The sequence below is a fragment of the Corallococcus sp. AS-1-12 genome, assembly GCF_020036995.1.
GTDB lineage: Bacteria > Myxococcota > Myxococcia > Myxococcales > Myxococcaceae > Corallococcus.
Window position 1 is genome coordinate 79,197 of the sequence record NZ_JAIQDD010000027.1, and the last position, 18,353, is coordinate 97,549.

The 18,353-nt window shown below is 73.2% G+C and carries 15 protein-coding genes; 5 read left to right on the plus strand and 10 right to left on the minus strand.

What is annotated here, in order from left to right; genetic code table 11:
- Positions 1 to 8 precede the first annotated feature (8 nt).
- From K8556_RS31170 to K8556_RS31185, 4 genes are all read right to left on the minus strand, one after another.
- A complete protein-coding gene (locus K8556_RS31170; protein WP_223743748.1) occupies positions 9 to 1,271 on the minus strand; it encodes a pyridoxal phosphate-dependent aminotransferase in 1,263 nt (420 codons plus the stop codon).
- A gap of 39 nt (positions 1,272 to 1,310) precedes the next feature.
- Positions 1,311 to 1,793 carry a DNA starvation/stationary phase protection protein Dps gene (gene dps, locus K8556_RS31175; RefSeq protein ID WP_223743749.1) on the minus strand — a complete coding sequence of 161 codons (483 nt, stop codon included), beginning with the start codon at positions 1,791 to 1,793 and terminating at the stop codon, positions 1,311 to 1,313.
- Positions 1,794 to 1,907: 114 nt separating this feature from the next.
- The gene (locus K8556_RS31180; protein ID WP_223743750.1) at positions 1,908 to 2,435 is read right to left on the minus strand and encodes a carboxymuconolactone decarboxylase family protein; all 528 of its coding nucleotides are present in this window, start codon (positions 2,433 to 2,435) and stop codon (positions 1,908 to 1,910) included.
- Positions 2,436 to 2,441: 6 nt separating this feature from the next.
- A complete protein-coding gene (locus K8556_RS31185) occupies positions 2,442 to 2,996 on the minus strand; it encodes a peroxiredoxin (protein WP_223743751.1) in 555 nt (184 codons plus the stop codon).
- A 500-nt stretch (positions 2,997 to 3,496) separates the two neighbouring features.
- Here K8556_RS31185 and K8556_RS31190 point away from each other — a divergent pair, with 500 nt between their 5' ends.
- From K8556_RS31190 to mxcH, 5 genes are read left to right on the plus strand one after another with little or no spacing between them, the layout of a single operon-like run.
- The gene (locus tag K8556_RS31190; protein WP_223743752.1) at positions 3,497 to 4,708 is read left to right on the plus strand and encodes an MxcI; all 1,212 of its coding nucleotides are present in this window, start codon (positions 3,497 to 3,499) and stop codon (positions 4,706 to 4,708) included.
- Positions 4,709 to 4,762: 54 nt separating this feature from the next.
- A complete protein-coding gene (locus K8556_RS31195) occupies positions 4,763 to 5,092 on the plus strand; it encodes a hypothetical protein (protein ID WP_223743753.1) in 330 nt (109 codons plus the stop codon).
- Positions 5,089 to 5,367 carry a hypothetical protein gene (locus tag K8556_RS31200; protein WP_370639991.1) on the plus strand — a complete coding sequence of 93 codons (279 nt, stop codon included), beginning with the start codon at positions 5,089 to 5,091 and terminating at the stop codon, positions 5,365 to 5,367. The genes K8556_RS31195 and K8556_RS31200 overlap by 4 nt, the downstream gene beginning before the upstream one ends.
- Positions 5,364 to 6,917: a PepSY-associated TM helix domain-containing protein gene (locus K8556_RS31205; protein ID WP_223743785.1), complete on the plus strand. Its 1,554-nt coding sequence runs from the start codon at positions 5,364 to 5,366 to the stop codon at positions 6,915 to 6,917. The genes K8556_RS31200 and K8556_RS31205 overlap by 4 nt, the downstream gene beginning before the upstream one ends.
- A gap of 51 nt (positions 6,918 to 6,968) precedes the next feature.
- Positions 6,969 to 9,401 (plus strand): TonB-dependent siderophore myxochelin receptor MxcH, encoded by a 2,433-nt coding sequence (mxcH, locus tag K8556_RS31210; protein ID WP_223743754.1) that lies wholly within the window; start codon positions 6,969 to 6,971, stop codon positions 9,399 to 9,401.
- Between the two features lie 27 nt (positions 9,402 to 9,428).
- On the opposite strand, the gene K8556_RS31215 is transcribed toward mxcH, so the two are convergent.
- From K8556_RS31215 to K8556_RS31240, 6 genes are read right to left on the minus strand one after another with little or no spacing between them, the layout of a single operon-like run.
- A complete protein-coding gene (locus K8556_RS31215) occupies positions 9,429 to 11,315 on the minus strand; it encodes an IucA/IucC family siderophore biosynthesis protein (protein ID WP_223743755.1) in 1,887 nt (628 codons plus the stop codon).
- Positions 11,312 to 12,895 carry an MFS transporter gene (locus K8556_RS31220; protein ID WP_223743756.1) on the minus strand — a complete coding sequence of 528 codons (1,584 nt, stop codon included), beginning with the start codon at positions 12,893 to 12,895 and terminating at the stop codon, positions 11,312 to 11,314. The genes K8556_RS31215 and K8556_RS31220 overlap by 4 nt, the downstream gene beginning before the upstream one ends.
- Positions 12,892 to 14,322 carry a lysine N(6)-hydroxylase/L-ornithine N(5)-oxygenase family protein gene (locus K8556_RS31225; protein WP_223743757.1) on the minus strand — a complete coding sequence of 477 codons (1,431 nt, stop codon included), beginning with the start codon at positions 14,320 to 14,322 and terminating at the stop codon, positions 12,892 to 12,894. The genes K8556_RS31220 and K8556_RS31225 overlap by 4 nt, the downstream gene beginning before the upstream one ends.
- Entirely contained in the window at positions 14,319 to 14,879 is a 561-nt protein-coding gene (locus tag K8556_RS31230; protein WP_223743758.1) for a GNAT family N-acetyltransferase, read from the minus strand. Before K8556_RS31230 ends, K8556_RS31225 begins: the two co-directional genes overlap by 4 nt.
- Positions 14,876 to 16,660: an IucA/IucC family protein gene (locus K8556_RS31235; protein ID WP_223743759.1), complete on the minus strand. Its 1,785-nt coding sequence runs from the start codon at positions 16,658 to 16,660 to the stop codon at positions 14,876 to 14,878. The genes K8556_RS31230 and K8556_RS31235 overlap by 4 nt, the downstream gene beginning before the upstream one ends.
- Positions 16,657 to 18,183 (minus strand): pyridoxal-dependent decarboxylase, encoded by a 1,527-nt coding sequence (locus K8556_RS31240; RefSeq protein WP_223743760.1) that lies wholly within the window; start codon positions 18,181 to 18,183, stop codon positions 16,657 to 16,659. Before K8556_RS31240 ends, K8556_RS31235 begins: the two co-directional genes overlap by 4 nt.
- Between the last annotated feature and the right edge of the window lie 170 nt (positions 18,184 to 18,353).

Here is an 18,353-nt window from a genome sequence, read left to right on the forward strand (position 1 = left end):
CCGCTTCGTCAGGGCGTGTGCTTCATCACCAGCGCCTCCAGCCGCTGGAGCGCCTTGTCCAGCGTCTCCCACGACGGGCCGAAGGACAGGCGCACGTAGCTGCGGAAGCGCGAGGCCCGCGCGCGGCGCTTGCCGGGGTTCACGTCGAAGAACTCACCGGGCACGGTGATGACCTGGTGCTCCAGCGCGGCGCGGAAGAAGGCCATGCCGTCGTTGAGCGGCGCGGGCAGCCCGGACAGGTTGCCCCAGACGTAGAACGTCCCGTCCGGCGCGCGGTCCGTGCGGATGCCCAGCCGCTCCAGCCGGGAGTGGAACCTGTCCCGCTTCTCCCGGAACGAGTGGTGGATGGCGCGCGTCTCCGCCACCACCGTGTCCTCCTGGAGCAGGGGGATGGCCGCGCGCTGCAGCGGCCGGCTGCCGCCGCCGTCCAGGAAGCTGCCCGCGCTGGAGACCGTGTCGATGACCTGCCTGGGCCCCACCGTCCACGTCATGCGCCAGCCCGGGTAGCGCCAGTTCTTGGTGAGCCCGTCGAAGAGGATGACCGGGTCGCGGTTCACGTCCTCCACGTACCGGGCGGCGCTCTCCACCGGCAGCACCCCGGGGCGGCCCGTCCAGACGTAGTGCGAATAGAACTCGTCGATGAGCAGCGAGCACTCCAGCTCGCGCGCCACGCCCACCCACCGCGCCAGCTCGTCCCCCTGCACCAGCTTGCCGGTGGGGTTGCACGGGTTGGAGAAGAGCAGCGCGGACAGCCCGCGCCCCTGGATTTCGCGGCGCAGGTCTTCGTGCGTGAAGGCGTAGCCGCGCTCGCCCTCCAGCAGGATGGGGATGGCGGTGAACGCCTTGAAGACGTCCAGCAGCTCCTCGTACGCGGTGTAGTCCGGCAGGAAGTGGCCCAGGTTCACCTGGCCCAGGCTGGCCGCGGCGCGGGTGAGGGCCGCGCGGCCACCGCCGGACAGGCACACGTTCTCCGCGCTGTACTGGGAGGGCATCCCCTTGCGGTAGAGCCGGTTGTAGAGCGCCGCGATGGCCTCGCGCACCTCCCAGAGGCCCGCGACGGGCGCGTACTCCTGGTCCGCCATGTCCACCGTCACCGAGTGCACGCGCGGCGGGGCGCCGGGCAGGTCCCCCGTCTCCGGCTGGCCCTGGCCCAGGTTGCACCAGTCCGGGTCGCCGGGACGGTAGCCGCGGCGCGTGGCCTCGGCGGTGACGAAGATGACGCCCGTGCGGGGCACGGTGCGAAACGCATGCAGGGGGACGCTGTCGCTCACGCTTCCTACGCTAGCGCGCCCCCTGCCGCGGTGCAGCCCCTAGCCTTCGAGCGAGGCCCGGAGGAACCAGGCGTGCTTCTCGAACTCGGTGATGATGCCCGTGAAGAGGTCCACCGTGTCCGTGTCCTTCAGGCCCTCCACCGCCGTGCGGCTCTCCCGCAGGCCGTTGAGGTACACCTCGATGCGCTCGGCCAGGAGCTTCACGTGCTCCAGGTCGCGCGAGGTCTCCTGCGGGTAGTCCGGCAGGCGGCTGTGCTTGCCCACGTGGCGGCTGGTGCCGTACGCGCGCCCGCCCAGCGTCACCGCGCGCTCCGCGATGGAGTCGTTGTGGTTGGCCAGGCTCACCGCGAACGTCTCGAACAGCGGGTGCAGCGCGGCGAACTGCGGGCCCTTGATGTTCCAGTGGGCGACCTTGATCTGCGAGTGCAGGTCCAGCCCGTCCGCGAGCCGCTCGTTGAGGGTGGCGGCGATGGCGGTGCGGGCCTGCTCGGAGAGGGGACTCGGGCTCTTGTAGAGGGCCATGACGGACACGTTCCTTTCGGGTGAGGGGTGGGACACCGGAAGCGAAAAGACAGCGCCCCCCGGTGTCTTCCACCGGAGGGCGCCAGTCACAGCGCGGGGATAACCACGGAGGGACTAGGACTCCAGTCCCACCGCCGCCGCGTGGATGACGCTCGCGATGCGGACCGCGTCGTTCACGTGGTCCTCGGAGAGGCCGCCTTCCAGCACGACCTTCTCATGCGACTGGATGCACATCTCGCAGCCGTTGATGGCGCTGACCGCGAGGCAGACCAGCTCGAAGTCCACCTTGTTGGTCAGCACCTGGGCCAGCCGGTTCATCCGCAGCCCGGCCCGCTTGGTCGCGTACGACTCCTTCCCGACCATGTGACGGAATCGGTAGAAGACGTTGTTCATCGCCATCAACGAGGCCGCCGCGCGGGCGTCCTCGATGACGGGCGTGGCCTTGTCGCCCAGTGCCTGCTTCGCCTCGTCGAGCATGGCCTCCTTCAGCCGCTCGTTCCGGGCGGCGAAGGCGCATGCCACGGCCACACCCCACGTCTGCTCGTGGGTGAGGTTCGTGCTCTCCAGGACCGTGGAGAGGTTGAGGCGGGTGTCCTTGTGGGCGTCCGCGAGCTCGCTGCGGACGACTTCGAGCGAAGCCATGAGCGCCTACCCCGCCTTCTGCATCTTCTGGGTGAGCGTCTCCTCACCCTTCTGCCAGTTGCAGGGGCACAGCTCGTCCGTCTGGAACGCGTCCAGCGTGCGGACGATCTCCTTGACGTTGCGGCCCACGGACAGGTCGTTCACGGACACGTGGCGGATGATGCCCTCCGGGTCCGCGATGAACGTGGCGCGCAGGGCCACGCCCTCCTCCTTGTGCAGGATGCCCAGCGCGCTGGACAGCTCGCGCTTGATGTCCGCCAGCATGGGGAAGGGCAGGTTCTTCAGGTCCGGGTGGTGCGTGCGCCACGCGTGGTGCACGAACTCGTTGTCCGTGGACAGGCCCAGCACCTGCGCGTTGCGGTCGCTGAACTCCTTGTTCAGCTTGCCGAACTCCGCGATCTCCGTCGGGCAGATGAAGGTGAAGTCCTTCGGCCACGCGAACAGGACCGTCCACTTGCCCTTCTGGTCCTCGTTGGTGATGTCCTTGAACTCCTTGCCCTTCTCCAGGCTCACGGCGGCCTTCAGTTTGAACTGCGGAAGCTTGTCGCCAACGGTCAGCATGGGATTCGACTCCTTGGGGATGGGGGGCGGGCCACCGTGGTCCACCCCAGAGGTTGTGGGTTGCTACGGGTATTTGCAGCCACCGTGCCAGCACTTCAACTGCCCTGATTCCAGGAGGTTACGGCTCCTCCCGAGAATCGCACCGGCGGGGCGGTGACGCCGGGCCGGTGCATAACGAAATCCCGGTGCTTTTAGCCACTGCAATTTCGGTGAACCCTCTCACCGGGGCGCGTGGAGACTGTTCGACGTCTCGGGCACGAGCGCCACGGAAAATACCCGAAGCCACGAAGGGTTGCCTCAAGGGCAAGCCGCTGGCCGGGCGAATGGTTGTCCGCCAACGCCTGGGGGCCCGCGCGACCTGGCGCGAGGAATTGACAGGGGGCGTCCGGGCGGGCTACTTCCCGCCTCGCCGGTAATTTTGAAACTGAGTGTCAATTTCAGGAGTCGACGAACCCCGTTCGTTCGAGGAGCACGTGATGCGTGGAGCGCCGAGGGCTGGCATGGGCAGTGTTGGGTGGGGGCTCCTGGCGTGCGCCGCCCTGGTGCTGGGCGCGTGTGGTGGGGACGGCGTGAAGCCCGAGGAGGAGAACCCCGTCCCCCAGGAGGGGGAGCTGTACCTGGTCCACTCCGCGGTGGAGACGAACGGCAGCCGGACGAACTACTTCACCCTGGTGGACTCCCTGGAGGGCACCCGGACGCTGGACTACGCGAAGTCGCTGGAGCTGCCGGGGCGCCCCCGGCTCTACGCGGCGAAGGGCGTGGGCTTCTTCGCCATTGGCGCGGGAGAGGCGCCCACCATCACCCGCTATGAGGTGCGTGACGGCACGCTGGTGGCGGGGCAGAGCCTCTCCTTCCAGAACCTGGGCGTGAAGCGGATGGGCGCGCAGGCGGTGCACTTCGTCAGCGAGACGAAGGCCTATTACAAGGATGACGCGCAGGGCCTGGTCATCGTCTGGAACCCGGCGGAGATGGCCATCGAGAAGACGCTGCGGCTGCCGGCGGAGTTCATCCGGCAGGGGTACGTCACGGCGCTGAGCCAGTGGATGGGCCGCGACGGCGAGGCGTTCTTCGCGCTGGGCTGGTCCACGTCCACCTATGACGGTTCGCTGCCGGGCTCGGTGCTGGTGCGCGTGGACACGGCGACGGACGAGCTGACCTGGACGCGCGACGAGCGCTGCCGCGACCTGCAGAAGGTGGGGCGCCAGGGGGACTCGCTCTACTTCTTCAGCGGCGTGGTGAACGGCCTGGGCTACGCGGTGAAGGGCGCTGGCGAGTTCGGCCAGCAGGACTGCTTCCTGCGCATCTCGCCGGGGCAGAAGACGTTCGACGCGGACTTCGTGGGCAGCGTGGCCCCCGCGCTGGGCGCGGGCAAGGTGGGCGTCGTCATCGCGCTGTCCGAGGACGGCACCGCGTGGATGCAGGTGGCGGACACGAGCGTCACACCGACGGCGCCGGGCACCACCTACGCGGAGTGGTACAGCAAGGGGTGGGGCTGGTACCGGATGCCGCTCGCCACGCTGAAGGAGCCGGTGCGGGCCCCGGGCGAGCTGGGCGCGTACAGCGGCTTCACCTTCGTGGCGGGGTCGCAGTTGCTCATCACCCAGAGCGCGGCGGACTACTCCACGTCCTCGCTGGTGGACCTGTCGGGCGGCACGGCGCAGCCCCGGTTGACCTTTCCGGGCTTCGCGCTGGACATCGCCCGCATCCGTTAGTTCGAGCCTTTCCGCCGGGCGCCGCGCGGTGCCCGGGCCCCTGAGGTGCGCTGCATGGAAATCCTGGCTCCCTCGCTGCTGTGGCTCGGCGTGGTGTGTCTCTATGGTGCGTGGTGGTGCCGGCACGCCGGACGGTGGCCGGACTTCCCGCGCGCGCCCGGTGTGCTGAAGGGGGCGGGGCTGGCGCTGCTGCTGGGCGGGCTGGCCGCGTCGCTCCGGGGGAGCGTCACCGCGGGCGCGGCGGTGGGGGCGGCCATGGCGTACGTCATGGCCGCGGGCACGCTGCTGGCCATCCTGACGCCGCTGGCGCGCAAGCCGGTGTGGGTGATGGGGTTGCTGCTCCCGGTGGGGCTGGTGCTGGGGATGCTGGAGCGCGTGTCGTGAGCGCGGCGGGGACGCGGGCCCGCCCGGGGTGGCGCTGGGTGCTGGCGGCGGCGGTGGGTGCGCCCTTGGCGGCGCTGCTGGCCTCGCTCGCCCTGTCGGCCGTGGTGCCCGTGTCCCCGGACCTGCGTTACCTGGTGGCGTGCGTCGCGGTCGCGCCGCTGATGGCCGCGGCCCCGTGCGCGGCGCTGCTGGCGCGCTCGGAGGCGCGCGCGTGGGCGGGGGTCGCGCTGACGAGCTGCGTGTCCCTGCTGCTGCTGTGGAGGGCGCTGCCGTGAGGCTGCGCGCCCACACGTATCGCCTGTTGTGGGAGGCGCATGCGTGGGCGGGCGCGGTGGCGTCGGTCCTGCTGGTGGGCATGTTCCTGCTGGGGGTCGCGTCGTTGTTCCGCCATGAGCTGGTGCCCTGGCAGGAGCCGCGCCTGCGCGCGCCCGTCGCCGCCGACGAGCCGCGAGCGTTGGCCACGCTCCAGGCGTGGCTGGACGCGCGCGTGGGCCGGGACGGGCCCTCCACGCTGGACGTGGACCTGCCCGCGCCGTACGCGCCGTGGATGCGGCTGGAGTGGCGGGCCGCGGGCGGCCTGAAGCAGGCCGTCTGGGTGCAGCCCGCGACCGGCGAGGAGGTGCCGGAGCGCAGCGACCTGGGCTACTTCCTGTTCCTCGCGCACTTCCTCTACCCGCTGCCCGGCGGCATGGCGGTGGCGGGCCTGGTGGCGGTGGTGCTGCTGCTGGTGGTGGGCACGGGGCTGATCATCCAACTGGGGCGGCTGCGCCGGGAGCTGGTCCGCTTCCGTCCGCGCGAGGCGCTGCGCACGGTGTGGGGCGACCTGCACAAGGTGCTCGGGGGGCTCGGGACGCCCTTCCAGGCGGTGATGGCCTGGACGGCGGCCATCATCTGCTTGAACGCCGCGGTGCTTCAGCCGGTGGTGGTGCGCACGGCGTTCCAGGGCGACGTGGACGCGGGGCTCCAGACGCTGGGGTATCCGCGCGGCGCGAAGCCGTCCGGACAGGCCGCGCCCGCGCCCCGGGTGGCCGCCATCCTGGACCGGGCCCGCGAGGCGCTGCCCGACGCGCGCCACTACCGCTTCAGCCTGCGCAACCTGGGGGACGCGTCCTCCTACGCGGACGTCCGGGGCCTCGCGCGTGACGGGCTCGCCGAGTTCACCACCGTGCGGGTGGCGGGCGACGGGCGGTTGCTGCACGTGCGGCGGGCCGGCGGGCCGAGCGCGTCCGCGAAGCTGCTGGAGGGGGCCTACGTGCTCCACTCCGGCCTCTATTCGGGCATGGGGCTGCGGCTCGCGTACGCGCTCCTGGGGCTCTTCAGCGCGCTGTGCGTCGTGACGGGCAACCTGGTGTGGCTGGAGCGGCGGGCGCGCTCCATGCGCCGGGTGGACGTGGCCCTCGCGCGGCTGACGGCGGGCGGCTGCGGGGGCGCGGCGTTCGCGATCGCGGCGGTCTTCCTGGCGAACCAGTTGCTGCCGGACGCGCTGCCCCTGCGGGTGGAGTGGGAGCACCGCGTCTTCTTCGGGGCCTGGTGCGCCAGCGTGCTCGGCGGGCTCGTGTATCCCCGTGCCCGGGGCTGGGCGCGGTGGCTGCTGGGCCTGTCCGGCGCGGTCCTGGTGGCGCTGCCCTGGCTGGACGCGTGGCGCAACGCGCGGCGCGTCTTCGACCTGGCGGGTTCGCCCTTCGTGTTCTTCGTGGACCTGGGGCTCGCGGCCCTGGGCGCCGCGTTCCTCCTCTCCGCCTGGGCCATCGGGCGCATCGCCCCGCACGACCCTGATGGGGCCCGGGTGGCTCCGCTGGGTGTGCCGGCGCACGAAGGGCGCTGAATGTCCTCCCGGCCCCGCTCCCCGCGCGTCCCGCGGCTCACGGCTCGCACCATGTCCATCCTCTCCGGCCGCCCTGCCTCTCCCGTGTGTCTCCCCCGCTCGCGCTCGCGCTTGGGCTGGAAGCGGACCCTGGGGGCGCTGGCCCTGTGCCTGTCGGCGCCCGCGCTGGCGCAGGACGCGGGCGAGCTTTCGGGCCAGTTGACCGCGTGCGCGGACGGGGACGTGGGGCACGCGGAGCTGCTCCTGCTGGAGCCGGATGGGAACACCCGGGCGCCGAGGATGGACGCGCGCCGCCGCTTCCAGGTGAAGGGGCTGAGCCCCGGCGACTACGAGTTGCACGTCTACGTCCCCGGCTGCGAGCCGCGCGCCTGGCGCGTCCAGGTGGCGGCGGGGCAGCGGACGGAGGTGGAGGCCCGGCTGGAGGTGGCGCTCGACCTGGGGACCACCATCGGCGTGACGGGCCGCGAGCTGAGCAAGTCGGAGGAGCGCGCCCTGTCCGCGGAGTCGGTCCGCGTGGTGGAGCTGGAGGCCGCGAAGGGGCAGACGGCGGACCTGGGCGAGGTGCTCAGCCGCAACAGCGGCGTCAGCGTGCAGCGCACCGGCGGCCTGGGGTCCAACGCCCGCTTCTCGCTCAACGGCTTCTCCGGGGAGCAGGTCCGCTTCTTCCTGGACGGCGTCCCGCTGGAGCTCGCGGGCTTCGGGCTGGGCATCGCCAACGTGCCGGTCAACCTGCTCAAGCGCGTGGAGGTGTACCGGGGCGTGGTGCCCGTGCGCTTCGGCGCGGACGCGCTGGGCGGCGCGGTGAACCTCGTCTCGTCGGACGGCAACGAGCAGGACGGGCTGTCCGTGTCGCTGCAGGCGGGCTCGTTCGACACGTACCGGGGCGCTGTCTCCGGCCAGTACAAGCTGGGCCCGAGCGGCGTGTTCCTGCGCGGCCATGCCTTCGGGGACTTCGCGCGCAACGACTACGCGGTGGACGTGGAGGTGCCGGACGACCGGGGGCGGCTCCAGCCGGCCCGCGTGCCGCGCTTCCACGACGGCTTCGCCGCGGGAGGCGCCGGGCTGGAGCTGGGCGTCGCCGACAAGCCCTACGCGGAGCGCCTGTCGCTGCGCGTGTTCGGCTCGCGCTCCCGCAAGGAGCTCCAGCACAACGTGGTGATGACCGTGCCCTACGGCGAGGCGCTCTCCGCCGAGTCGAGCTGGGGCGCGCTGGCCACCTGGGCCCGGGGCGGGCTGTGGGACGGGAGGCTGCGGCTGGAGGCGGTGGGCGGCTACAGCCGCCGGGACACCGACTTCCGCGACACGTCGATGTTCGTCTACGACTGGTACGGCAACCCGGTCACCGAGCGCCGCCAGCCGGGAGAGCTGGGCGCCACGCCCACGGACCAGACGCTCTGGCAGCACAGCGCCCTGGCGCGGCTCCACGCGGGCTACGAGCTGTCCGAGTCCCAGCGCCTGCGCCTCACGCTGGCGCCCACCTTCGTGAGCCGCCAGGGGCAGGACCGGCTCAAGCAGGACACCGGGCAGCGGGACCCGCTCGACGCGCGCAGGAACCTGCTCACGCTGGTGGGCGGCCTGGAGCACGAGGCGATGCTGGCGGACGGGCGGCTCAAGAACGTGGCCTTCGTGAAGGGCTACGTGATGCGCTCCGCGTCGCAGGAGGTGCTCTCCGCGGGCGACGTCGTGCGCCGCGACCAGGCCAGCGAGCGGTTGGGCGTGGGCGACGGCCTGCGGCTGTTCCTGCCGCACGGGCTGCTGGCCAAGGCGTCCTACGAATACACCACGCGCCTGCCCGGCCCGGACGAGCTGTTCGGCGACGGCGTCCTGGTGGCCGCGAACCTGGCGCTGCGGCCCGAGGCCAGCCACAACGCGAACCTGGAGCTGGCGCTGGAGGACCTGGGCACCGGGTTGGGCCGCTTCCGCGGCAGCGTGGGCGGCTTCGCCCGCTTCGCGGATCAGCTCATCGTGCTGCTGGGCAACGACACCACCCTCAGCTACGAGAACGTCTACGCGGCGCGCTCGCTGGGCGTGGAGGCCTCCGCGGGGTGGACGGTGCCGGGGGACTGGCTGGCGCTGGACGCCAACGCGACCTGGCAGGACTTCCGCAACGCGGGCGGCGCGGGCGCCTTCGCGGCCTTCGACGGCGACCGCATCCCCAACCGCCCGTGGCTCTTCGCCAACGCGTCGGCGCGGCTCCAGCGGCGCGCGCTGTTCAAGCCCACGGACGTCGCGTCCCTGGGCTTCACCTCGCGCTACGTGCACGGGTTCTTCCGGGGCTGGGAGAGCCAGGGCCTGCGCCAGTACAAGCAGGAGGTGGACGCGCAGCTCGTCCACTCCCTGGCGCTCTCCTACGTGCGCGAGGGCTCCCCCCGCCTGGGGGGCACCCTGGAGGTGCTCAACCTCACGAACGCGAAGGCCTACGACTTCTTCGGCGTGCAGAGGCCGGGCCGCTTCCTGTCCGTCAAGCTGACGGCGGACTTCTGAAGGAGCGGCCCGCTCTCCCGCGCCGCGTCAGTCCCGCGCGAGCGGGTTGGGCAGCGTCCCGTTCGGGTACAGCGCGTGGCGCAGGGCCCGGTCGGTGTAGCGGGTGACGACGATGCGGTCCCGGTTGAGCGCGTAGCGCGGGATGCGCGGCACCAGCAGGTCGTACTCGGCGAAGCGCTCGCGCAGCTCCGGGTTCTTCTGGTGGAAGGCCAGGATGGTCGCGCGCACCTGACGCCAGAAGGCCTGCTCCGGCACGCCCAGTTGCTCCTCGCACAGCGGCGCCAGGTAGCGGAAGTGGCCCACGAAGATCTGGTCCACCACGTGCTGGCGGATGACCGACGGGTGCTTGCGCGGCAGCACGTGGTCATGGCCGTCCGGCTCCGGGCCGCGCTCCGGCACGTCCGTGAAGGACACGCACACGTCGTCCACGAAGTCCTTGAGGTACAGGCGGCGGGGCACGTCGTCCCCGTCGAAGCCCAGCAGCGTGTTCTGCCCGTGCGGGTTGAAGGTGATGCCGTAGCGATACAGCACGTGCATGATGGGGATGAGCAGCGTGTCGAACAACCGCTGCAGCCAGGCCTCCGCGCCCAGGCCCGACGCGCGCACCAGCTCCGCGACGAACGCCGTGCCCCGGGTGTCCACGTGCAGCAGCGACGCGAAGGTGCGCACGCGCTCGGCGGGGTCCTGCCGCGCGGCGACGGGCTCGCGCCAGATGCAGCCCAGCGTCTCCAGGTGCTGGTAGGGCACCTCCGCCACCTTGGAGAGGTACGGGTGGCGCACCGTCACGGAGGCCACCTCGCCCAGGAACACCGTGCGGCAGGTGTCCGTGAGGAAGGGGTCGCTGTCCAGCAGGCACTTGAGCCACTGCGTGACGACGGGCGCGCCCAGCGTGCAGTGCGGGGGGATGCCGCGCCACACCAGCGTGTTGAGGATGCGCAGGGGCAGCTTCACGTCATAACGGCCCGGCGTGGTGATGTTGGCCAGGGTGCGGATGGACTGGCCGGGCAGGTACTCGTCCGGGCTCTCGCCCAGGGGCACGATGCGCCGCTGCGCCACGTCCGCCGCGTGCAGCACCTGCACCGCGTGCTCCCACTGCCACGGGTGCACGGGCATCCACACGAAGGCGTCCGGCTTCAGGCCCAGCGAGGTGAGGACGCGCGTGAAGCGGGCGCGCGTCGCCGCGTCCAGCTCGCGCTCCAGGATGGCCTGCTCGGACAGCTCCGACGTGCCCCGGAACTCCGCCAGCCCCCGGTGCACCGCCACCCACCGCAGCCGCACCGGCTGGCGCGCCTCCGGGGCGTAGCGGCGCACGTCGGACGCGGAGAAGCCCACGCGGCCCTTGTTCGCCACCAGCCAGTTGTGGCCGGTCATGTGGCACTCCAGCTCGGTGTGGCCCAGCTCGCGCATCTGGGCGGCGGTGTGGCCGCCGTGCGCGATGCGGGCCGCGTCCACCGCCAGCGTGGAGGACAGCTCGTTGAAGTAGGTGGCCAGCGTGGACGCGTCCGTGTTCAGCGTGGACGCGGCGTCCGCGAGGAACTGGAGCGCGTCCCAGGCCGGCTCCGCGATGCTGTTGCCCAGCATGCCGGTGGCGCTGCGGGTGATGGACGCGGGGTCCACCTTCATCCAGCCGAAGGCGCCCGGCCGTGCGCGGAACAGGTACGACGTGCCGCTGCCCAGGTCCACGCGGTAGCGGCCCTCGCCGCCGTCCTCCACGGGCTTGAGCATCTCCTCGAAGGACCACTCGCCCAGGGCCTTGGCCAGCAGCCGCCGGCTGGCCTCGCGCCAGTCCGCGGGGCTCACGTCGGACAGGGCGGGCACCGGGTGCTCGCCGGCGCCGGTGGAGGTGTTGGGGGCCGCGGTGGGCAGGCGGGTGACGGGGGACTCGAGGTTCATGGCTTCGTTGCGGGGATTCACGGGGACTCCTTCAAGGAAAGGGACGGGGCTCCCACGGCCGGGCGCGAGGCCCGGGGCGCGGAGCGGGAGAGGACGCGAAGCGCGAGGACGGCGCCGCCCACGCACACCGCCGCGGCGGACAGGCACACGGCCAGGTAGGCGTCGCCGAAGGCGGAGGTGGCCAGCGGAAGCAAGGTCGGCTCCACGGCGCCGAACTGCCCGGTCTCCACCGCCATGCGCGTGTGCCGGGCCACGTCGGCCGGCAGCGACGCCTGGGACAGCGCCGCGCCGAGCCGCGACGAGAACACGGCGCCGAAGACGGCCACCCCCGTGGCGGTGCCCAGGGGGTAGCAGGCGTTGGTCAGTCCGGAGGCCATGCCCGCGCGCTCCGGGGGCACCACGCTCACCGCCACGCCCATCAGCGGCGGGAAGAGGACGGCGCCACCGGTGCCCATCAGGAGGAGCCCCAGGACGTTCACCCACGGCGAGGCCAGGGCGGCCCCCAGCGCCAGGAAGCCCAGCCCCGCGCCCTGGAAGGCGAAGCCGCTGGCCACCAGCGTGGACGCCTGGAAGCGCGCCTGGATGCGCGCCATGAACATGCCCACGACGAGCAGGCTGCCCGTCAGCGGCAGCAGGCGCAGGCCCACCACCAGGGGCGAACCGCCCGCCGCGCGCTGCAACCACAGCGTGGTGAAGACGAGCACGCCCAGGCTGGCCATGCGCGCCAGGAACCCGAGCACCGCCGCGCCCGACAGCTCCGGGATGCGCAGCAGCTCCAGGTCCAGCATGGCGCCGGGGCGGCGCTGGCTGGCGACGAGCGCCACCAGGAACACCCCGCCCGCGCACGCCGGCACCCACACGTGCGCGGAGCCCCAGCCGGCGTCGGGCCCCCTCATCAGGGGGTAGTGCAGGGACAGCAGCACGCCGATGGCGAGCAGCGCCCCCAGCAGGTCCAGGCCGCGGTGGGTGTCCTTCGGCGTGAGCGAGGGCATCCGGGTCAGCGCGCCCACCACCACCCAGAGGCCGATGGGGACGTTGACCAGGAAGATCCACCGCCAGCCCACCAGCTCCACCAGCACGCCGCCCACCACGGGCCCGAGCGCGCCCGCGGCGGAGGCGATGGCCGCGTACGTGGCGATGGCGCGCTGACGCTCCGCGCCCTCGTACACGGCGGCGAGCAGCGCCAGCGCGGGCGCGAACATCATGGAGCCGCCCAGGCCCTGGGCGACGCGGGCGGCCACCAGCGTGCCCGCGTCGGGGGCCAGTCCGCACAGCACGGAGGCGACGGTGAACAGGGCGGTGCCGGCGACGAAGACGCTGCGCCGGCCCACGCGGTCGGACAGCGCGCCCGCGGTGAGCAGCAGCGCGCCGAACGCGAGCGAATACGCGGACACCGTCCACTGCACCTGGCTCAGCCCGGCCTTGAGGTCCGCGGCGATGGCCGCCAGCGCGACGTTGACCACCGTCACGTCCAGCGTCATCACCACGCCCCCCGCGCTCACCAGAGCGAACGTCCACCGCGCGGCGCGGCGGGCCTCCACGCTGGCGTGCTCGACGGACCCTGTCTCCGGGGCCGGGGCTTGCCCTGACCGCGTGCTCATGACGCCTCCGACAGGCGCGGGCCGACCGGCCGGGGCGGCTCGCCTGGCATCGCCGGGTACGCGTGCGGCACCGGGGCCCTGTCCGCGGGGCGGGCCGCGTCTCCGGAGTGCTCCGGGACGCCGAAGCTGGAGAAGGCCGTGCGCCGGGGCAGCCGGAACACTTCGCGCCCCATCAGGGTGTTGAGGATGGTGGCGTTGCGGAACGCGGAGATGCCCAGGTCCGGCGCGGCCACGCCGTGGCTGTGCAGGTCGGCGTGGGTGACGAAGACGCGGCCCTGCACCTCGGGCGCGAGCTCCACGGAGTAGTCCAGGCGGACGCGGTAGCGGCCCTGGTCGTCCCAGCGCAACCGCCGCTCCATGGGCTTGAGGAACCCGGGCGAGCGCTGCTTGTAGCCGGTGGCAGCGACGACGAGCGCCGTCGTGTGCTCGAACGTCTCGCCGGTGTCCAGGTGCCGGCACTGGAGCACCACGTCCCCGGCGGGGCTCACGGACGCGTCCTCCACCGCCACGCTGGAGCGCAACTCCACCGGGGACAGGCCCTGCTCCAGCTCCCGCCGGTACAGCACGTCGTGCAACTGCTCCAGCGTCTCCGTGGAGATGCCCTTGTAGTGCCGCCACTGCTCGGCGACGAGCCGGTCCTTGGTGGGCTGGGGCAGCGCGTGGAAGTACCGGACGTAGGCCGGCGTGGTCATCTCCAGCGTCAGTTTGGTGTAGTCCAGCGGCGCGAAGGACACCGTGCGCGTGAGCCAGCTCACCGCGGCGCCGCCCGCCAGGTTGCGCTGGAGCAGGTCCAGCGCCACCTCCGCGCCGGACTGCCCGGAGCCCACCACCGTCACCCGGCGCGCGGCCTCCACGTCCCGCTGACGGTGCAGGTAGTGGCCGGTGTGCACCACGCGGCCCTCCGGCAGCGACGCCAGCGCGCGCGGCAGCGACGGCTCCGTGCCGATGCCGATGACGACGTCGCGCGCCAGCATCGTCACGCGCTCGCCCTCCGCGCGCCGCACCTGCAGCACGAAGCGCTGGCGCCCGGCGTCCCAGTCCATGGACTCCACGCGGTGCGAGAAGCGCACGGACGGCAGCTTCGTCACGGCCCAGCGCAGGTAGTCCTCGTACTCGCGCCGCGTCGGGTGGAAGCGCTCGCGGATGTAGAACGGGTAGAGCCGGTCCTTCTCACCCAGGTACGCGAGGAACGACAGCGGGTGCGTGGGGTCGATGAGGCTGACCAGGTCCGCCAGGAAGCTGAGCTGGAGCAGGGCCTCGTCGAACATCAGGCCCGGGTGCCAGCTCAGCCCCGGCTGGGCCTCCAGCACCACCAGGTCCAGGCCCTCCACGCGCGACGCGAGCGCCGCCAGGCCCAGGTTGAAGGGGCCACAGCCGATGGCCACCACGTCGTGTTCGGAAACGGTCTCAACGGTCACGGGGTTCATGGAAGGTCTTTCTCGGAGCGGGGGTAGACGAACAGCGTCGCCGCCTTGTCCGGCAGGTTGATGGCGCCGACGGCCCGGAAGCCGGCGGCGGAGAAGGCGCGCAGCGAGGGCGCGTTGCGTGAGTCCGGTTCGGCCACCACCCGGGTGCAGTCGGGGTCCGCGGCGAGCAGCCCCTCCGCCACCGCGCGCAGCAGCGAGCGGCCCAGGCCGCGCCCGGTGCCGCCCAATTCGCCAATGGCCACGTGGACGCCCAGGTCGTGGGGCCGCTGCGCGTAGTGCCCGGCCAGCCGGTCGCGCGCCACGCGGTAGAGCTCCAGGTACGCGAGCGGAACGCCGTCCCGCTCCAACATGCACGGCAGCGAGTGCGTCCCCGCCAACTGCCGCTCCAGCTCCGCGCGCCAGCGGTCCTCCGGCCAGGCCTGCTTCCAGAACTCGGCCACGTGCGGCGCGCGCATCCACCGCACCAGGCGCTCCAGGTCCTCGGAGACGCTCGCGGGCCTGAGCCGCCACGGCGCGGGGAGGTGGGGCAGCGGGGGGCCAGCAACGTCCGCGCTCATCGCCGGGCCTCGCGCAGGGGGTTGGGCGCGTCGAGGTAGACGGACTGCGCGTCCAGCGGCGCGAGCACCTCGTCGATGCCGTGCAGCCGGGTGAGCAGGTTGCTCTTGGTGGGGAGGATGTCCGCCTCCAGCCACCGGCGCGCCAGCCGGTCCCCCGAGGGGCCCGCGGCGGCCAGCGACGGCAGCGCGTCGCGGAGCCGGCCCGCCATCACCCCGAGCAGCCGGCGCTCGTCGCCCAGCCCTTCGGAGCCCAGGCAGCCCACGACCGCGAGGGCCTGGTTTCGCAGCAGGTAGTAGGAGAGCCGCTCGTCGACGAGGGCGTCGTCCACCACGGCCAGCGTGGAGGCGTCCACGCCCAGCAGCCGCAGCAGCCGGGGCAGGTGCGACGAGGCCAGGTAGTAGCCCTGGTTGTCACGGAACGCGGAGCCCACGACGCGGCCCCGGTCATCCAACTGCACCAGCGTGTTCTGCTGGTGCGCCTCCAGGCCGATGCCGGTGGACGCGTACAGGTGCAGCATGGGGACCAGCACGCGGTCCGTGTAGTCGGCCACCCACGCCTCCGCGGCGCCCGGGCCCAGCGCGGCCACGCTCGTGCCCAGCATGCTGCGCCCCAGCCCCGGGCGCGGCGCCACCAGGCCCACGAGGCAGCGCAGGGTCGCGACGCGCGCCGGCACCTCGCGCACCGCCACGTCCAGGCCCGTCACCTCCGGCCCTCCGGGCCGCGACGGCTCGTCCACCGCCAGCCAGGACGGGTCCTTCACGATGGAGAAGGACGGGTGCGCGGCGGTGGTGGCGCTCGCGTAGCCCGCGTCCAGCAGCCGGTGGATCTCCAGGCCGCGGCGCAGCTCCGTGCGGGTGGACTCCCGGCGGGAGTTGGTCAGCCGCAGGCCCAGCGACAGCTTCAGCATCACCGGCATGTCCGGGCGGTAGACGGTGCGCACGCTCGACGTGGCCCACCAGCGCGGCCCCCGCTCGCCCAGCGGCGTCAGCAGGCCCGCTTCAATGAGCGCCGCGACGCGCGGCCGGCGGAGCACGTCCCGGGCCTGCCACGGGTGGGCGGGCACCAGCACCCGGCCGTCGTCCCGGGGGCACTCCGCCAGGTCCGCCATCAGCGCCACCATGTCCCGCCCCGCCAGCGACGGCGCGCCCGCCACCGCGTCGTGGGACACCACGGAGGGATGCGCGGCGAACCAGTGCAGCCGGAACGAGCCCCGGAGCTCCGGGGAGAAGTCCGCGCTGTCCGTGGAGGACAGCCCGTCCCGGCTCTTGGGGGCCGGGTGGTGCAGGTGGCCCAGCAGCAGCGCCTGCTCCGCGTCCAGGAAGCCGTCCACCCCGGCCGGCGGCTGGGGCCGGGCGCGGCGGTGGCCCACGAAGTCCGTCACCCGGCGCACGGACTCGGCCGTGCGCTCCACCAGGTCCGCGACCTGCCCCGCGGGGATGCCACCCCGGCGGGCGGCGCCACCGCGCAGCGCGGCCTCATGCGCCACCAGCGCCACGGCGAGCACGGGGTCCGCCCGCGTCGCGCCGCCCGGTCCCTCCAGGGACACCGGCCCGAAGCGGTGCCAGCCGCTCGGGGAGCAGTGGGTCACCTCGGTGGTGAGCGCGAGCCCCGACCCGGGCAGGGACACGCGCAGCGGCCCCGGGCGCACGGGGGTATGGGTCTCCATGAGCCAGCAGCGCAGCAGCGCCTCCAGGTGGGCGTGCTCCGCGGACAGGCGCGCGTCCGCGTGCTCCAGCGGATCCACGGCGGGGGAGGGCGTCAGGGCAAGGGCGGTGTTCACGCGGCCCCCTTCTGGAAGCGCGGCGACAGGGCGCGGCCGGCTTCGAGGACGGTGTGCACGAGGGCGTCGATGTCCTCGGGCGTGGTGGTGGGGTTGAGGAGGGTGAACTTCAGGCAGACGCGCTCCGGTGAGCCCGGCCCGTCCAGGCGCACGGCGGTGCGGCCGATGAGCGCGGTCCCGGTCTCCAGGAGGCGGCGGCGCAGGGCGCCGTTGATCTCATCCTCGCGGGACGGGGCCTCCGGGACGCGGTAGCGGAAGACGACGGTGGTGAGCTCCGCGGGGGCCACCAGCTCCAGCTCCGGCTCCGCCAGGATGCGCGCCTCGGCGTGGCGGGCCAGGTCGTGGCAGGTGTCCACCATGTCGCCCAGGCCCCGGCGCCCGTGCGCCAGCAGCGTGGCGGCGACCTTCACCGCGTCCGGCCGGCGCGTCGTCTGGAGGCTGCGGCCCAGCAGGCCGTCATAGCCCGCCTCCGAGTCGTCCTCCGGGTTGAGGTAGGCGACCTGCCGGTCCAGCGCGGCGAAGGCTTTGGCGTCGGAGACCAGCAGCACGCTGGTGGCGGCGGGCTGCCAGCCCAGCTTGTGCAGGTCCAGGGTGAGGGAGTCCGCCCGCGAGACGCCGTCCAGCCGGCCCTTGAGCCGCTCGGAGAACAGCGCGCCGAAGCCGTAGGCCGCGTCCACGTGCAGCCAGACGCCGTGCTCGGCGGCGATGTCCGCGATGGCGTGCAGCGGATCCACGCTGCCGAAGTCCGTGGTGCCCGCCGTGGCCACGATGGCCAGCGGGGTGTGCTCCGGCGGCAGCTCCCGCAGGAGGGCCGCCAGCGCGTCCGGGCGGATGCACCGGCGCGAGTCCGTGGGCACCGGCCGCACGGCGTTCTCGCCCAGCCCCAGGGCCGCGCAGGCCCGGTGCACGGAGAAGTGCGCCAGCTCCGAGCACAGCACCACCGGGCCCGGCAGCGCGGCCACGCCCTGCCGGCGCGTGTCGATGCCCCGGCGCAGCGCCGCCGCGTCCCGGGCCAGCATCAGGCCCATCAGGTTGGACATGGAGCCGCCCGGGGTGAGCACCCCGTCCGCCCGGGCGGAGAGCCCGGCCAGCCCCAGGAGTCCCTGGATCAGCCAGCGCTCGATGGCGATGGCGGAGGGCCCGGAGTCATACGTGTCCAGCGACGCGTTGCTCGCGCTGGCCAGCGCGTCCGCGGCCACCGCGACCGCCAGGGGAGGCGGTTGCAGGTGCGCGACCGCGTGCGCGTGTGACAGGTGCAGCCCGTACTCCACGAGCACCCGCCCCAGCCGGGCCAGCGCCGCCTCCGCGCCCATGCCCTCCTCGGGGATGCCGTCCCCGCCCAGCGCCGCCCGGGCGGCGGCGAGCACGTCCTCCGGAGCCCCGGCGCGCAGCGGGCCCGAGGGCCACCGCGCGACGGCCAGCGCGCTGCCCACCGCCCCCGTCAGGGCCGCCGTCACCGCGGCCAGGCCCTCTCGGGACCCCGCCAGCACCGACGACGGGCGCCGCGGCCAGCGAGGAGGCATGTCCGCCCCTCGCGTTCCCTGCTCAGTCTCTGTCTGCATGGTTCTGCTGTCTCCAGTCTTGGATTGGATGCGGTGTATTGCCGCCAGCGCATGGACATGCGCCGGGCGGCGGAGGGGCTGGACTCACGTCTTGGATAGGCCGCGGACACACCTCGGCCGTGGCCGCACAG

Bases quoted from the DNA above. Each gene is read 5' to 3' on its own strand.
- K8556_RS31220 (WP_223743756.1), bottom strand. From the start codon at position 12,895: ATGAGCACGCGGTCAGGGCAAGCCCCGGCCCCGGAGACAGGGTCCGTC.
- K8556_RS31180 (WP_223743750.1), bottom strand. From the start codon at position 2,435: ATGGCTTCGCTCGAAGTCGTCCGCAGCGAGCTCGCGGACGCCCACAAG.
- K8556_RS31230 (WP_223743758.1), bottom strand. From the start codon at position 14,879: ATGAGCGCGGACGTTGCTGGCCCCCCGCTGCCCCACCTCCCCGCGCCG.
- K8556_RS31190 (WP_223743752.1), top strand. From the start codon at position 3,497: ATGGGCAGTGTTGGGTGGGGGCTCCTGGCGTGCGCCGCCCTGGTGCTG.
- mxcH (WP_223743754.1), top strand. From the start codon at position 6,969: ATGTCCATCCTCTCCGGCCGCCCTGCCTCTCCCGTGTGTCTCCCCCGC.
- K8556_RS31195 (WP_223743753.1), top strand. From the start codon at position 4,763: ATGGAAATCCTGGCTCCCTCGCTGCTGTGGCTCGGCGTGGTGTGTCTC.
- dps (WP_223743749.1), bottom strand. From the start codon at position 1,793: ATGGCCCTCTACAAGAGCCCGAGTCCCCTCTCCGAGCAGGCCCGCACC.
- K8556_RS31225 (WP_223743757.1), bottom strand. From the start codon at position 14,322: ATGAACCCCGTGACCGTTGAGACCGTTTCCGAACACGACGTGGTGGCC.
- K8556_RS31240 (WP_223743760.1), bottom strand. From the start codon at position 18,183: ATGCCTCCTCGCTGGCCGCGGCGCCCGTCGTCGGTGCTGGCGGGGTCC.
- K8556_RS31185 (WP_223743751.1), bottom strand. From the start codon at position 2,996: ATGCTGACCGTTGGCGACAAGCTTCCGCAGTTCAAACTGAAGGCCGCC.